Annotated in this window: 11 protein-coding genes; 4 read left to right on the top strand and 7 right to left on the bottom strand. The window is 74.5% G+C overall.

Translation table 11 applies throughout. From position 1 onward, the window contains the following. Positions 1–117 precede the first annotated feature (117 nt). Complete coding sequence (locus tag ACWDNY_RS22750) at positions 118–702, top strand: TetR/AcrR family transcriptional regulator (RefSeq protein ID WP_451647630.1); 585 nt, start codon at positions 118–120, stop codon at positions 700–702. A 222-nt stretch (positions 703–924) separates the two neighbouring features. Here ACWDNY_RS22750 and ACWDNY_RS22745 read toward each other — a convergent pair whose 3' ends face one another. Together ACWDNY_RS22745 and ACWDNY_RS22740 are read right to left on the bottom strand one after the other, a co-directional pair. Beyond that, complete coding sequence (locus ACWDNY_RS22745; RefSeq protein ID WP_451647629.1) at positions 925–3873, bottom strand: hypothetical protein; 2949 nt, start codon at positions 3871–3873, stop codon at positions 925–927. Positions 3874–4062: 189 nt separating this feature from the next. Further along, the gene (locus ACWDNY_RS22740; RefSeq protein ID WP_451647628.1) at positions 4063–4842 is read right to left on the bottom strand and encodes an SDR family NAD(P)-dependent oxidoreductase; all 780 of its coding nucleotides are present in this window, start codon (positions 4840–4842) and stop codon (positions 4063–4065) included. A gap of 293 nt (positions 4843–5135) precedes the next feature. Here ACWDNY_RS22740 and ACWDNY_RS22735 point away from each other — a divergent pair, with 293 nt between their 5' ends. Next, positions 5136–5864 carry an SDR family oxidoreductase gene (locus ACWDNY_RS22735; RefSeq protein ID WP_451647627.1) on the top strand — a complete coding sequence of 243 codons (729 nt, stop codon included), beginning with the start codon at positions 5136–5138 and terminating at the stop codon, positions 5862–5864. 29 nt (positions 5865–5893) lie between these two features. On the opposite strand, the gene ACWDNY_RS22730 is transcribed toward ACWDNY_RS22735, so the two are convergent. Together ACWDNY_RS22730 and ACWDNY_RS22725 are read right to left on the bottom strand one after the other, a co-directional pair. Then, positions 5894–7528: an MFS transporter gene (locus ACWDNY_RS22730; protein WP_451647626.1), complete on the bottom strand. Its 1635-nt coding sequence runs from the start codon at positions 7526–7528 to the stop codon at positions 5894–5896. Positions 7529–7844: 316 nt separating this feature from the next. Continuing rightward, positions 7845–8693, bottom strand: a complete 849-nt coding sequence (locus ACWDNY_RS22725) for a YhjD/YihY/BrkB family envelope integrity protein (protein WP_451647625.1) — start codon at positions 8691–8693, stop codon at positions 7845–7847. Between the two features lie 293 nt (positions 8694–8986). Here ACWDNY_RS22725 and mmuM point away from each other — a divergent pair, with 293 nt between their 5' ends. After that, entirely contained in the window at positions 8987–9916 is a 930-nt protein-coding gene (gene mmuM, locus ACWDNY_RS22720) for a homocysteine S-methyltransferase (protein ID WP_451647624.1), read from the top strand. A 95-nt stretch (positions 9917–10011) separates the two neighbouring features. On the opposite strand, the gene ACWDNY_RS22715 is transcribed toward mmuM, so the two are convergent. After that, positions 10012–11631, bottom strand: coding sequence for a carboxylesterase/lipase family protein (locus tag ACWDNY_RS22715; RefSeq protein ID WP_451647623.1), 1620 nt, complete (start codon positions 11629–11631; stop codon positions 10012–10014). 188 nt (positions 11632–11819) lie between these two features. Between ACWDNY_RS22715 and ACWDNY_RS22710 the strand changes: the two genes are divergently transcribed. Continuing rightward, positions 11820–12224 carry a VOC family protein gene (locus tag ACWDNY_RS22710; protein ID WP_451647622.1) on the top strand — a complete coding sequence of 135 codons (405 nt, stop codon included), beginning with the start codon at positions 11820–11822 and terminating at the stop codon, positions 12222–12224. Here ACWDNY_RS22710 and ACWDNY_RS22705 read toward each other — a convergent pair. Together ACWDNY_RS22705 and ACWDNY_RS22700 are read right to left on the bottom strand one after the other, a co-directional pair. Then, positions 12204–12917, bottom strand: a complete 714-nt coding sequence (locus ACWDNY_RS22705) for a helix-turn-helix domain-containing protein (protein ID WP_451647621.1) — start codon at positions 12915–12917, stop codon at positions 12204–12206. The genes ACWDNY_RS22710 and ACWDNY_RS22705 overlap by 21 nt on opposite strands. A 239-nt stretch (positions 12918–13156) precedes the next feature. Further along, positions 13157–14317 (bottom strand): YihY/virulence factor BrkB family protein, encoded by a 1161-nt coding sequence (locus ACWDNY_RS22700; protein ID WP_451647620.1) that lies wholly within the window; start codon positions 14315–14317, stop codon positions 13157–13159. Positions 14318–14331 lie beyond the last annotated feature (14 nt).

The following is a 14331-nucleotide window of genomic DNA, read 5'->3' as shown; positions in this document are numbered from 1 at the left end:
GAGTACATCCAGTACGAGGGCGTCCGGCCGGCACGCCGAGAGCACGCACCGGACGCCGCTCCTTGACGGGCAAACGTTGCCTGCCGCGGCACTAGGTGACAGGAGGGGAGGTCCGTCATGGCTCGTGCCGGGCTGACCGCGGACCGGCTCGTCGCGGCCGCCGCCGAACTGGCCGACGAGGCCGGCTTCGAGAACGTCACGCTGTCCGCGCTGGCGCGACGGTTCGGGGTGAGGGACGCCAGCCTCTACTCGCACGTCCGGAACCTGGAGGACCTGCGCACCCGGCTCGCTTTCCTGGCCGGCGGCGAGATGATCGACCGGATCGCCGCCGCCGTCGCCGGCCGTGCCGGCAAGGACGCGCTGACCGCGTTCGCCGGCGCCTACCGGGCGTACGCCCTCGCGCATCCGGGACGGTACGCGGCCACCCAGATCCGCATCGACCAGGCCCTCGTCGCCGACGCGCCCGCCCTCAGGCGCACCGCGGAGATCACCTACGGGGTGCTCCGCGCCTACGGCCTGGCGGAACCCGACCTCACCGACGCCGTGCGCCTGCTGCGCAGCACCTTCCACGGCTACTGCGCCCTGGAGGCCGCCGGCGGCTTCGGCGCGCCGCGGGACGTGCGGCAGTCGTGGGACAAGGCCGTCGACGCCCTGCACGCCGCCCTGACCCACTGGCCCCGGGAGGGCGGCGCCAACGACTGACCCGCACCACGGCGTCTTCCCGGCCGACGGCGCCGCGTCGCGCGGGCGGCCGCCGCACCGCACGGCCACGTCGCCCGGCGAGCGCGCCGGGGGCGTGTTCGCCGGGGTCCCTGACGGGCACGTCGGCGCGGCCGAGCGTCCGGTGGCGTTCGCGGACCGTCTGGACGGAACTGCCCGGCGGGCCGTGCGCCGGCCGCCGGGACGCCGCGGCGCGTACGGGGATCACTCGACGCGGCACACCGTGTGCGGGTCGGCGCCCTGGCGGCCCGGGGGCGGGGTCAGCGGCTGGTCGCTGCCCGCCGGCCGCCCGCACACCGTCACCGACTGCACCGTGCTGCCCCGGTAGGTCACGCGCACGATGGCGTAGCCGTGGCCCCGCTGGTCCGCGTAGGGCCCGCTGCCGGCGAAGGAGACCGTGCCGACCGGCAGACTGGGGTTCGAGTGCCAGCGCAGGTCGGCCCAGGTCTCGGCGGCGGTCTGCGGGGCGTCGCCGTTCCTGGCGGCCCGGTACAGCACGGCGGTCGCGCTGTAGGCGAGCACGGACTGGCCGCTGGAGAACAGCGCGTCGTCCCAGGGCCGGGCGGCGTCGGCGAGGGCGGTCGCCGTCGTCCCCGCCGGGAGCAGTGCGGCGATCGTCCGCTGGGCTTCCAGGTAGAAGTCGGTCGCGCCGACGAGGTCCATCGGAGCCAGCCCGAAGTGGTACAGGGTGACTTCGGCGGGGATGCGCAGCGCCTGGCCCTCCTCGTAGTTGCTCTTCGCCAGGTCGTCGCCCGTGAACACGGTGATCTTCTCGCCGGAGCAGCCGGGGGTGGAACCGAGCTGGGCCATCAGGTTGGGCACGTCCTCGACCCGGCCCGCGAAGTACAGGGCCTTCGGCACCGGGCTGCTCGCACAGATCGACGTGACCGGCGTGGTCAGTTCCGGTTCGCCGTTCGGGCTCAGCCGGTAGGTGCGGCCGGGCAGTGCGGTGAAGCCGGCACGGCCCAGCATGAGCCGGCCGACCCGGGCCTGTTCGGTGGTGTAGAAGTCCTTCTCGCTGCCGCCCTTGCGGGCGAGCACCACCGCCCGGGCCCCGGGCTCGCGGTGGGCGAGCTGCCGGGCCACGACGAGCAGCGCGTTCGCCTCCTCCTCGTCGGTGGCGGCCAGGCCGAACCAGTTCGACAGCCGGCGCGCCAGATGGCTGCCGGAGTTGGTGGTGCTCACCACCGGCAGGCCCGCGCCCTTCAGGATCTCGGTCGCGTCGTCGCTCTCCGTCGTGTCGCGTCCCAGGCCGACGACGCCGACGACGGAGCGGTCGTGCCGCGCCAGGTCCGCGATGTGCCGCGCCATGGGCAGGACCTGCAGCATGTTCTCGCCGGCGTTGGCGAGCAGCACCCTTATCTTCGTCGGCTGGTGGGTGCTGACGTTGGTGTAGTGCTGGTAGAGGTAGACGCCGGTGATCTCCTCCAGCCCCTTGCGGGTGTCGGACTCGTGCGCCGCGGTGACCGGGCCCGCGTAGACGACGGTGACGTACTTGTCCTCGGGGCCTATCGCCCTGTTCTCCGCCCGGATCGCCTGCTCGACGGCGTCGAAGGTGACGCCCTTGCCGGCACCGTACAGCTGGAGGCCGTTGCCCGCGGCCAGTCGCACGTCCCCGGTGGCGACGCCGACGCACTCCCCGCCGATCAGCACGGAGTCCGTGTTGGAGCCCAGCAGCCGGCCCTGGCAGTAGCGCTCGGCCATCCACCGGTTGCCGAGGAAGACCCCGCTCAGCGCGATGGCCAGCACCACCGCCAGGCAGGGCCTGGACCACAGCAGCCAGGCCGGCGTACGGCGGATCCTGTTCGTCGCGTGCTGGGCGGAGTGCTGCCGGCGCAGCGTGTCGGCCGTCAGCGGTATCCGCAGGATCCACGGCAGCGCGCTCGCACGGCCGGGTGACTGGCCGACGTTGAGGTGGGTGACCCACTCCTGGTACCTGGCGTCCGGTCCGTGGAGGCGCTCCTCGCGGTCGCCGGGCGCGCCGGGCGGCGGCGCGGTGGGCGGCACCGGGTCCTCGGAGCCGGGCGGCCGCAGCCGTTCCGCGGCCGGTACGGCGGCCAGCACCAGCAGCGGGTCCACCTCGCTGCGGCGGCTGCGCACGTTGCTGATCGCCCGCAGCAGCAGAAGACCGCCGTCGTCCTCCGTGGCCCGCGGGAGGTACACCACCGGGGGGACCGTGCGCTTGCGGTGTCGCATGTCCAGGGTGCGCGGCCCGAAGCAGTCGCGCAGGTCCTCCAGCAGCGCCAGGACCCGCAGTTCGAGGTGGAACTGACGGGCCGTGGAATCGCCCGCCTGGGCGGCGACGACCTGCTGGGCGACGGCGAAGGCCCGACCGCGGATGGTCTCCCAGGACTTCGCCGGCCGCCACCGGGCCCACTCGGCGGCCTCGGGCCGGTCGCTCGACGGGGCCAGGAACGTGGTGGTCGCGAACCACCGGCTGGCTCTGCGCAGCCACAGCAGCGGCGGCGCGCTGCGCGCCAGCAGGTGCGCCACACCGATGAAGGCCAGGGCCAGGGCACCGCCCCACACGGCCGTCCGCCAGCCGCCCTCGCCCAGCAGCCCGCTCAGGCACGCGATGAACAACGCCCCGACGAAACCGGACGGGTTCGCCACCGCGCTGATCGTCTCGGCCAGCGCCGAGGACCTGCCGCCGCCGTCGCCGCCGTCGAGGTCGCCTCCCGGCCGCCAGCGCAGTTCGGCCAGCCGCCGCATCAGGCGTTCGCGGCGCTCGGCGGCGGACCACACCGTGGTCACCTCTCCGCCGACCTCCGGGGCGGCCTGCTCGATGGCGCGCAGCAGCCGTGAACGCGGGAAGGTGAACGGCTTGTACTGCGACTGGCTCTGATTGTCCCACCGGTGCTCGCACAGTTGGCGCACCATGTCGATCGCGGAGGAGTAGGCGTCCGGGCCGCCTCCGCCCTCCAGCCGCTTGGCGATCAGCCCCCGCGGCTGGTGCCCCTGCCGGACGAACTCCACGACCTGCGCGACCCGCCGGTCGAGACTGCCGGTGCCGTCCTCCTCCGTGGCCTGCAGGACCACCAGCGGCGTCACCGGGGGATTGTCCCGGAACCTGTCGATCAGCCGTCTCATCAGCTCGAAAACCGAGTCGGCAGCCTCGATCCCGGCGCTGCCGCTCCACACCTCTCTCGGCACTCCGCTCCGCCCCCGTCGCATCCGCCCCCTCGGGCACCCCGAGTTCGATGGCTATACCCATATCGAACTGTGGCTGCACCGGGGAAGCGTGAGGAATCCGCACGTATTCGATGCCCGTGCCCCCGCTCGGCGTCCGCGGACCGGGGCCGTGGGCCGGGTCCGCGCGCCCATCGGTGCCTGCGGGCCGGGTCAGTGGACCGAGAGCCCGCCGTCCACGAAGATCGACTGGCCGGTGACGTAGGCGGAGGAGGGGCTCGCCAGGAACACCGCCGCGCCCGCGAAGTCCTCCACGAGGCCGTTGCGCCCGATCATGGTGCGGGCGGCGAGCTCGGCCACCTTGGCCGGATCGGCGGACAGCCTCCGGTTCAGCGGGGTCGGCACGAAGCCGGGGACGAGGGTGTTGCAGGTGACGCCGAACGGGGACCACGCCTCCGCCTGCGAGCGGGCCAGTGATTCCAGGCCCCCCTTGGACACGCCGTACGCGCCGCTCCGGACGAAGGCCCGGTGCGCCTGCTGGGAGGTGATGTGGATGATCCGCCCGAAGCCCCGCTCGGCCATCCCGGGGCCGAAGCGCTGGCCGAGAAGGTAGGGCGCCTCCAGGTTCACCGCCATGGTGGTGTCCCACACGTCGTCCGTGAGCTCGCCCATCGGTGGCCGCAGGTTGACGCCCGCGGAGTTGACGAGGATGTCCGGCTCCCCGAAGACCGCGGCCGCCTCCTCGGCCGCGGCCCGCACGCCTTCGCGGGTCGCCAGATCGGCGCTCACCCAGGCCGCCCGGCAGCCGTCCGCCTCCAGTTCACCGGCCGTGGCTTCCAGAGCCGCCCGGGTGCGTGCGACGACCACGACACTCGCCCCGGCGCGCGCCAGAGCACCGGCGACGGCCCGGCCGATCCCGGAACTCCCGCCGGTGACGAGGGCCACCCGGCCCTCGAGCGAGAAGAGGCCGGCGAGGTACGGCTGCGAGGTCATCTCCACATCCCCCGGTGGTATGCGCTCCGGCGGTGGTGCCGGCGCGGACGGACGTCCGGCGGGCGACGATACGGGACCGGCACCGGCCGGTCAGCCGCTCGCGTCCGCGACGGCCCGCCCTGTCCCGGCGACGGTGGCCGCCGGTTCGGGCCTCGGCCGCGGCCCCGGATCGTGCGGGGCGGGCAGCCCCTCCGGCCCGGGCACACCTGTCAATACGTCGGCGTACCGATATGCCGACACAGCGACGGGGGGATAGGTCCTGTTACGGACACGTTCCAGACGAAAGGCATGTCATGAAGATCGCAGTCATCGGCGGTACCGGCCTGATCGGGTCGCAGGTCGTCAGGGACCTGAACGCCGCCGGTCACGAGGCGGTACCGCACTCGCTGTCCACCGGGGTCGACGTGCTCAGCGGCCGGGGACTGGACGAGGCGGTGGCAGGAGCGGATGTGGTTGTGAACCTGACCAACTCCCCGACCTTCGACGAAGCCTCCCCCGCCTTCTTCCGGACCTCGATGGACAACCTCCTGGCCGCGGCCCGCAAGGGCGGTGTCGGCCACTTCGTCATCCTCTCGATCGTCGGCGCGGACCAGGTGCCCGAGCTGGACTACTACCGCGCCAAGGTGCTCCAGGAGCAGATCCTGGCCGCCGGGCCGATCCCCTACTCGATCGTCCGGGCGACGCAGTTCATGGAGTTCATGGACGCCGTCCTGTCCTGGACCTCCGACGGCGACACCGTCCGGCTTCCCGCCACCCCCGTCCAGCCGATCGCCGCCAGGGACGTCGCCGCCGCGGTGGCCGAGGTGGCCGCGGGCGCCCCGCTGGGCGGCATCCGCGCCGTCGCCGGCCCCGAGGTCTTCCCGCTGGACGAACTGGGCCGCATCACCCTCTCCCACAAGGGCGACCACCGCACCGTCGTCACCGACCCCACCGCCGGCATGTTCGCCGCCGTCAGGGGCGACGTCCTCACCGACACCAACGCCCGTCTCGCCCCCACCCGCTACACCGACTGGCTCTCCTGACCCGCTCGGGGCCTCTCGACGGCGCCCCGTCATCCTCGGCGTGCCGGCCCCGCCGGTCCGACCGGGGCGTCGGTGTCCGGTTGTCCGTCCCTCCTCGCCCTCCCAGGCGGCAGGTGCGGTGTGACGGCGTAACTGGCGAGCGTGATGCCGCCGGTGGCGAGGAAGGCCGCCTTCAGGCCGTCCAGCTGGGCGGAGGCGTAGGAGTCGCTGATGGCGTCGACCTCGGACGGGGGCAGACCGGCGCGCTCGGCTGCCGAGCGCACCTGGTCGGTGGGGACGAAGGAGATCCCGGCTTCGAGGGCGATTCCCGTCTGCGTGCGGGTCTCCTCGCTCAGCCGCGGGTCGTCCTTCACATACGCGGTGAAGGCGTGTGCCAGGCCGCCGACGAGGATCGACCCGATGAGCGCCGTGCCCAGTGCGGAGCCCAGATTCTGGGCCGTGAACTGCAGTCCGCCGGCCTCGCTGCGTTCCTCCTCGCCCACGGCGGACTGGACCACGTTGCCCAGTTGGGAGGCGAGTGTGCCCAGCCCCACACCGAGCAGGGCCATGGCTCCGGCGAACTGCGCGTCGTCGATGACCGGTTCGATGGTGGCCAACAGCCACACGATCGCGCCGGTCAGGGCGGCCAGCGCCGTCCGGACCATCCGGCGTGGTCCCACCACCCGCCCCAGCCGGGCGGCGACCGCGGACGACGCGAGCATGGTGACGGACACCGGTACCAGCCGCAGCCCCGTCTGGAACGCGTCGAACCCCTGGACGACCTGCAGATACAGCGGGATGGCGAAGAACAGGCCCAGCAGGACGAGGTTCTGGCTCAGCAAGGACATCAGGCCGGAGCGCAGAGCGGGTTCGCGCAGCAGGGACAGGTGCACCAAGGGGTCCCTGCCGCGGGCCTCCCTGTACCGCTCCCAGCGCGCGAAGCCGGCCAGTACCGCCACCCCCGCTCCGATGACGAAGAGTGTGGGCGCGAACCCCAGGACGGTGAAGGGCGGGTTGCGGGGCCGCACCCATCCCCATGTGCTGCTCTGCAGGACACCGAGCACGCCGAGCCCCAGACCGGCCGCCGAGAGGACGGCGCCGACCCCGTCCAGCCTGGAGCGCGGACCGGTCCGGGGCGACTGCGGGATCACCCGGCGGAAGAGCAGGACGGCCACGACGACCACCACCTCGCCCGCGAAGACCAGCCGCCAGGTGAGGTACGTCGTCATCCAGCCGCCCAGCAGCGGGCCGACCGCGATCCCGGCACCGGCCAGCCCGCCGATGACGCCGTACGCGACGGCCCGGTCCTGCCCGCGGTAGGACTCGGCGACGAGGGCCGCCATGGCCGGCAGGACCAGCGCGGCGCCGAGTCCTTCGACGACCGACCAGCCCAGTGTCAGGGCCCACAAGGTGGGGGCCACGGCGGTCAGAGCCGATCCGGTGCCGTAGAGGGCGAGGCCCAGGAGAAAGACGCGGCGTCGGCCGAGGATGTCCCCGACCCGGCCGCCTGTGACCATGAAGGCCGCCATGACCAGCGCGTACAGCGTGATGACGGCCTGGATGGCGGTGACCTCGGTGTCGAAGTCGTCGACCAGCCGGCTGATGGAGACGTTCATGACGGAGGTGTCCAGGACCATCAGGAACTGGGCGGTCCCCAGGACGATCAGAGCGCGCCAGTGTGCCACGGTGTCCACCTCGCCGAGTCGGCTTCCGCACGCCGGCGGAGACGGCCGGGCAGCGACCGGGACCTGCCCGGCCCCTCGCCCATGGGATCCGAAGCTCCCGTCCGGCGCCTCACCCGCGGCGGGCGAACCGGCGGACCGCTGCGGGGAGACGCCCGGTCGTCCTCGCCTTCGCCCCGGGACCGGCACCCTCGTGCGGGACGGCGAGGCGGGCCCAGTGCGGTCCTGGTCTCCCCCGACGGCCCGGGCCCTCACCCGTCCCGGGTGAGGGCCCGGCGCCGGCGTCGTCCAGCGACCGACCGTCACGCACCGGGCCCGCTCACGGCCGGCCGCGCGGTGAGCTAGCGGCGCGGTGTTCGGCGTACGCACGGCCCACGACGGCACCGAGGTGGACCACCACACCGACTGCCACCAGCCACGACATGATGACCATGACCACGCCCACCGGGCCGTACCTCTGGTTGTTGGCCACGATCGTCGCGGAGAAGTACCGGGAGGAGAACACCCCGAGGCCGGTCCAGCCGATGTCCGTGGCCAGCGCCGCCGGGAGCAGGAACCGCCAGGCGACCGTGCCGGTGAGCAGCAGCCGCATGGTCCCCCACCAGAAGAGCAGCGCCATGACGAAGCCGAGCAGGCCCGTCAGGGGAGGGGACGCGAGTACCGCGCCGGCCCTGGCCTGTGCGGCGCCGTACGCGACCAGGAGCGCCAGCCACACGAGCTGAGCCCCGAGGTCCCGCCACCGGCGTGGACGGACGTCGAAGAGGAACTGGTACCAGCTCTGCAGGGTGCCGGCCACGGCGATCGCCCCCGCGATCAGCAGCACCGCACTCACCAGGGTCAGGGTGCCCGAGCCGGAACCGGGTCTGAAGAGGGCGGACACGGCCTCGGCGGCCTGCTCGTCCAGTCCGAGCCAGCCCGCCAGGACCTCGGCCGCGTCCTGGCCGACCGCGGCCGTGAGAAGGATCAGGAAGGGGAAGAAGCAGAGGAAGGCGAGCGCCGCGAGCTGGAACGAGTGTCCGAAGAAGTCCGCCGCGCGCAGACGGGCCCACAGCCGTCCCCCCGCGCTTGCCGCGAAGCGTCCGGCCCACGCGCGCCGGTTTCCGACCGGCCCGGTCGGGCGGGCGGACCGGCGACGGTCAGCACCCGAAGGTGTCCTGCGCCTGCGCATACCAGGCAGTCAACAGCGCTGCGCCCGCCTGCGCAGCCCGCGGACCGCAGCCCGCGGACCGCGGCGCCGGCCCCGCTCGCTCGGAACGGCGGCGACGCGAGGTCGACGACAGGGCCCAACGACTGTCCCGCGATCCCCGGCGGGCGCACGACGACAGCTACGGCACCTCGCCGCGTTGCCGGATCGCCCGGATACACCCAGCACGAGGACGCCCCTCCGCCGTGCGATGCACCGCATCCGACGCCGCCCGCCGATCCACCGCGGATTACGCGACAGCCCTTAGCGTCGTGGGTATGACCAGTGGTACCCCGTCACCCTCCCTCGCCGAAGCGCTCGCCGCCGGGGCGGTCGTTCTCGACGGCGGGCTGTCCAACCAGCTCGAAGCGGCCGGGCACGACCTGAGCGGCGGGCTCTGGTCGGCCCGGCTGCTCGCCGAACGGCCCGAGGCGCTCACCCAGGCGCACCTCGCCTACTTCCTGGCGGGCGCGGACGTCGCGATCACCGCGAGCTACCAGGCCACGTTCGAGGGGTTCGCCCGGCGGGGGATCGGCCGCGAGCGGGCGGCCGCCCTCATGACCGTCAGTGTGCGGTCGGCGCGCGAGGCGGAGCGGCGGGCGCGGGCGCGGGGCGTCACGCGACCGCTGTGGACCGCGGCGTCGGCGGGCCCCTACGGGGCGATGCTCGCCGACGGCTCCGAGTACCGGGGCCGCTACGGTCTCACGGTCGGGGAACTGGAACGCTTCCACCGCCCGCGCCTGGAGGTGCTGGCGGCCACCCGGCCCGACGTCCTCGCCCTGGAGACGGTCCCGGACACCGACGAGGCCGCGGCCCTCCTGCGGGCGGTGCGCGGGCTGGGGGTGCCGGCCTGGCTGTCCTACACCGTCGCGGGCGGGCGCACCCGCGCCGGGCAGCCGCTGGAGGAGGCGTTCGCCCTGGCCGCGGACGCCGACGAGGTGATCGCGGTCGGGGTCAACTGCTGCGCCCCCGAGGACGCCGACGCCGCCGTCGAGATCGCCGCCCGGGTCACCGGCAGGCCGGTCGTCGTGTACCCCAACAGCGGTGAGGTCTGGGACGCGGGCGCGCGGGCCTGGAAGGGCCGTGGATCCTTCTCCCCCGACCGGGTCCAGCACTGGCGCGCCCGCGGCGCCCGGCTGATCGGCGGCTGCTGCCGGGTGGGACCGGAGACGATCCGAGCGATGGCCCGGACCCTGACGGCCGCCTGAGGCGGGGCCGGCAGACGTGCCGGCGAGCGGACGGCAGGCGGACGGGGGTTCATCCCGGGGTGCCGGGTGCCTCGCCGACGCGGGCCGACGCGGCGTCATTCCTGGCGCGTCCTCCCCGACCGCCTGAGCCGGCGTACGGCCCACCGCGGCGGGTTCGTGCCGCGTACGGGTGGGGACGCTGCGGTGCCGTCGGCCGCCGTGGCCGCCGCGGGGACGCGCTTCGTGGCACCGGCGTCGTCCGCCCTCCACAGCGCGAGCGCCGCGTCGCGCGGGCCGTGCACGGTGCGCGGCCCGCCGTCGCCGAAGATCCGCACCGGGTGCGTCGCGTCCCACGGTGCCCACCCGGGGCCGTCCCCGGCCGCGAAGCGGACCCAGGCCGCGTGCATCGCGTCGGCCAGCTCCTGCGGGGCGCCGTCCCCGGCCAGGGCCCGGGACTCCGGCACGTGCCCGGTGTCGAAGACGAAGCCCAGCTCCAGGGCGTGGCAGGCGCCGAGGCCCGGCAGCAGTGAGGGCCAGGCGAACTCGTAGAGGTACGAGGAGCCGGGGCGCGCGTCGGCCAGGCGGTGCAGCGGGACCCGCAGCAGGTGGTCGGTGACGAGCTGGCCGACGATCTCGGCCGTGCCGGCGCCGGGGTGCAGGGCGCGGTAGCCGCGCACGACCTCGTGTCCGCAGTGGCAGCGGGCCATGGCGCCGGCCAGGGCCACCGCACCGAGCCGGTCCACCCGCTCCAGCAGTCCGCCCGGCACCAGCCACAGCCGGTACTCGTCACGGGTCCAGCCCGCCAGCAGCTCGACGCCTGGGGCCGCCCCACCGTCGGCCAGCGCCTCCAGGGGGTCGCGCGGGACGACGTCCCCGTCCACGACGATGCCGAACGCCGGGCCGCCGAGCACCGGGGTGCTGAGCCTGCCGACCTCGGCCTGGGTGCGCAGCAGCAGGTCCCGGTCGACGGCCGCGAACGCCTCGGCGGTGGCCGGGATCTTCAGCCTGGCCGCCATACGGCGCACGACGCGCCGCACCGCGTCCCGGCCGGACGTCTCGGGCGGGCCGCTCTGGAGCACCGCGCGGCGCACCAGCCCCCGTGCCTGCGGGGCGGCGATGAGCGCTCCGGCGCTGATCGCCCCGGCCGACTGGCCGAAGACGGTGACCCGGCCCGGGTCGCCGCCGAAGGCCGCGATCGACTCGTGCACCCAGGCCAGGGCGGCCAGCTGGTCACGCAGGCCGCGGTTGGCGGGGGCGTCCGGGAAGAGGCCGTACCCCTCGACGCCCAGCCGGTAGTTGACCGAGACGAGGACGACTCCGTCCCTGGCGAACGCGCGGCCGTCGTACACCGGCACGGCCGCCGAACCGCGGGTCAGTGCCCCGCCGTGCAGCCACACCATGACGGGGAGCCGGGCGCCCGGGCCCGGGTCCGGCGTCCACACGTTCAGGTTGAGGAAGTCGTCGCCGCGGACGACCGGATCGGCCAGGTACCGTGCGAAGGCCGCGGAGTAGGGCGGTTTCGGCGCGGTCGGCCCGAAGGAGCCCGCGTCGCGCAGGCCGTCCCACGGCTCGGGCGGCTGCGGTGACCGGAAACGCCGGGAGCCGAAGGGCGGTGCCGCGTACGGGATGCCCCGGAACACCGCCACCCCGTGCTCGTACCGGCCGCGGACCGCCCCGTGGGGCGTCGTCACCACGGGATCCCCGCGGTCCGCCGTGTCCCTGCGGTCTGCCGCCATCGGCCGCCCACCAGCCCTTCGCCGCGCTCGTGCACCGCACGCGCTCATCCCCCATGGTCCCGCGCTGGTCCGCGGCGCGGCGCCGGGGGGACGGCCGTCCGGGGGACGCCCGCCGGGCGGGAGCCTTCGGCCAGGGGACCGTCCGATTCGTTCAAGACCGGCCGCGCGGACGGCCCTACGGTGGCGGCATGACTCCACGATTCGCCGTGATCGGCCTGGTCTCCTCCGATCTGGCCGCCTCGCTCGCCTTCTACCGCCGCCTCGGGCTGGTCTTCCCCGAGGGCGCCGAGCAGCAGCCGCACGTCGAGGCGGAGCTGCCCGGCGGGCTGGTCCTCGCCCTGGACACCGAGGAGACCGTCCGCTCCTTCCACCCCGCGTGGCGGCCGCCGGCCGGTGGCGGCCGGGTCTCCCTCGCCTTCCGGTGCGACACGCCCGCCGGTGTGGACGCCCTCTACGCGGACCTGACCGGCGCCGGTCACCACGGCGAGCTGAAGCCGTGGGACGCCTTCTGGGGGATGCGGTACGCCGTCGTGCACGACCCCGACGGCAACGGCGTCGACCTGTTCGCGCCGCTACCGGCGGCCGCCGAGTAGGGTCCCGAGGGTCGTGCCCGCCAGCTCCCGCACGTCCCTGGCGAGATGCGCCTGGTCGGCGAAACCGGCCCGGGCCGCCGTCTCCGCGAACGGCACGCCGTCCCGGGCCAGGGCGAGGGCCCGCTGCAGCCGCAGCACGCGGGCCAGCGTCTTGGGGCCGTAGCCGAAGGCGGTCAGGCACCGGCGGTGCAGCTGACGCGCGCCGACACCCAGTTCGTCGGCGGTCGCGGCGACCGGGCGGCCGGCCGCCAGGGCGGCGACCATCCGGCCCGGCAGAGGATCCGGCGGCCCGGCGTCGGCCGCGCGCTCCAGGGCCACCTCCTCCAGCGCGGCGGCGGGGTCGGCGGCGGCGCCGATCCGCCCGCGCAGCCGCCGGACCACGGCGGCCGGCCACAGCTCGGCGAGGTCGACGCGCCGGTCGCGCAGCTCGTGCGCGGGCACGCCGAGGAGGGCGTGCGCCGTGCCGGGGAAGAAACGCACGCCGGCCCAGTGCGCGGGCGGTCCCGCGGGGCCGTACGCGCGGGTGTCCGGTCCCGCGACGAGCAGCCGCCCCTCGCTCCACAGCAGGTCCATGCACCCGTCCGGCAGCACCAGCCCCGCCCCGGACGCCACCGGTACCTTCCGCCAGACCACCGCGCCGGCCAGCCGGGACGGCCGTTCGGTGTACCCGGACGCACGTGGTTCCCCGTCCATGGACGGCAGGCTACGCCGCAGCCGGCCGGGGAGACGCCGGGACCGGCACCGGCCGTGCCCGCGGCCGGCCCGCACTCCAGCCACCGGGCGGCACGGGCGGAGCCACCGGGCGGCACGGGCCGAGTCGCCGGGCGGCACGGGCCGAGTCGCCGGGCGGCACGGGCGGGCGCCCGCCGCCGTGGGCGGTCACGCCGTCGGCGACGTGACCCCGCCGACGGCGGCGGCCGGCCACGGAGCTGTCACTTCCGGGCCGACGGCCCTTCCTCGTCCGCCTTGTGCGGGCTCTTCACGTGCATGCTCCTCACCTGCGTCCGCAGCCGCGCCGTGACGTCCTCGGGCGGCAGGAACCGCGACCAGCGCTCCGGGAACTCGGAGGGCATGTCGGGGTCGTCGGGGTCGGCCTCGCTGGCCACGACGGCAAGGGCGACGTACTCGGCGATCTGCGCCTGGCGCACCCGCTCGTTGGCCGCACGGGCCGCGGCGGTGGCGGCGGCCGGCCAGACACGGTCGATGGCGGCGTTGACCGCGGCCCCGACGAGCACGGCGAACGCGGACACACCGATCCACAGCAGCACGGCGACGGGCGCGGCCAGCGAGCCGTAGATGGTGGGCCCCTCGACGGTGCTGGTGAGGTAGATGCGCAGCAGGAAACTGCACACCACCCACATGGCCAGGGCGACCAGCGCGCCCGGCACGTCCTCGATCCACGGCGAGCGCACCGGCACGGACACGTGGTAGAGCGTCGTCAGGAAGGCCACCGAGAGCAGGATGACGACAGGCCAGTACAGGACCTGTACGACGGTCGCGGACCACGGCACGATCCGCACCACCGCGTCCGGGCCCGCCACCATCAGCGGCAGCGCGATCGAGCCGACGAGCAGCGCCACGACGAACAGGCCGAAGGCCAGCAGCCGGGTCCTGACGATGCCGCGGACGCCGTCGAGGCCGTACATCACGGTGATGGTCTCGATGAAGACGTTCACCGCCCGCGACCCGGACCACAGGGCGATCACGAACCCGATGGAGATCACGTCGGGCCGCCCGCCCTTCGTGACGTCCCGCAGGATCGGCTCCGCGATCTCCTTCACGCCCTGGTCGGACAGGACCGTGCGGGAGGCGTCGAGGATGTTCCGCTCGAGGCTCTCGATGGTGTTCGCGCCGGTCCAGGTGTCGACGTAGTAGAGCAGCCCGATCAGGCTGAGCAGCAGCGGCGGCACGGACAGCAGGGAGAAGAACGCCGCCTCGGCCGCCAGACCGAGGATCCGGTACTCCATGCACGAGTTGACGGTGTCCTTCAGCAGCAGCCAGGCGATCCTGCGTTTGGAGACGTTGCGGTACAGGGCCCTGGCCCGGTGGAGTCGGCCGGACGGCTCGTCGAGGGGTTCGCTTGCTGGCTGCACGAATCAAAGGTATC

It is taken from the genome of Streptomyces sp. NPDC003697 (assembly GCF_053587115.1).
This window is presented reverse-complemented; position numbering and strand designations above follow the sequence as displayed.

What these genes read in the sequence shown, in the direction of transcription:
- ACWDNY_RS22740 (WP_451647628.1), bottom strand. Translation starts at nt 4,842, where the DNA reads ATGACCTCGCAGCCGTACCTCGCCGGCCTCTTCTCGCTCGAGGGCCGG.
- ACWDNY_RS22710 (WP_451647622.1), top strand. Translation starts at nt 11,820, where the DNA reads ATGACTCCACGATTCGCCGTGATCGGCCTGGTCTCCTCCGATCTGGCC.
- ACWDNY_RS22725 (WP_451647625.1), bottom strand. Translation starts at nt 8,693, where the DNA reads ATGCGCAGGCGCAGGACACCTTCGGGTGCTGACCGTCGCCGGTCCGCC.
- ACWDNY_RS22715 (WP_451647623.1), bottom strand. Translation starts at nt 11,631, where the DNA reads ATGGCGGCAGACCGCAGGGACACGGCGGACCGCGGGGATCCCGTGGTG.
- mmuM (WP_451647624.1), top strand. Translation starts at nt 8,987, where the DNA reads ATGACCAGTGGTACCCCGTCACCCTCCCTCGCCGAAGCGCTCGCCGCC.
- ACWDNY_RS22750 (WP_451647630.1), top strand. Translation starts at nt 118, where the DNA reads ATGGCTCGTGCCGGGCTGACCGCGGACCGGCTCGTCGCGGCCGCCGCC.
- ACWDNY_RS22705 (WP_451647621.1), bottom strand. Translation starts at nt 12,917, where the DNA reads ATGGACGGGGAACCACGTGCGTCCGGGTACACCGAACGGCCGTCCCGG.
- ACWDNY_RS22735 (WP_451647627.1), top strand. Translation starts at nt 5,136, where the DNA reads ATGAAGATCGCAGTCATCGGCGGTACCGGCCTGATCGGGTCGCAGGTC.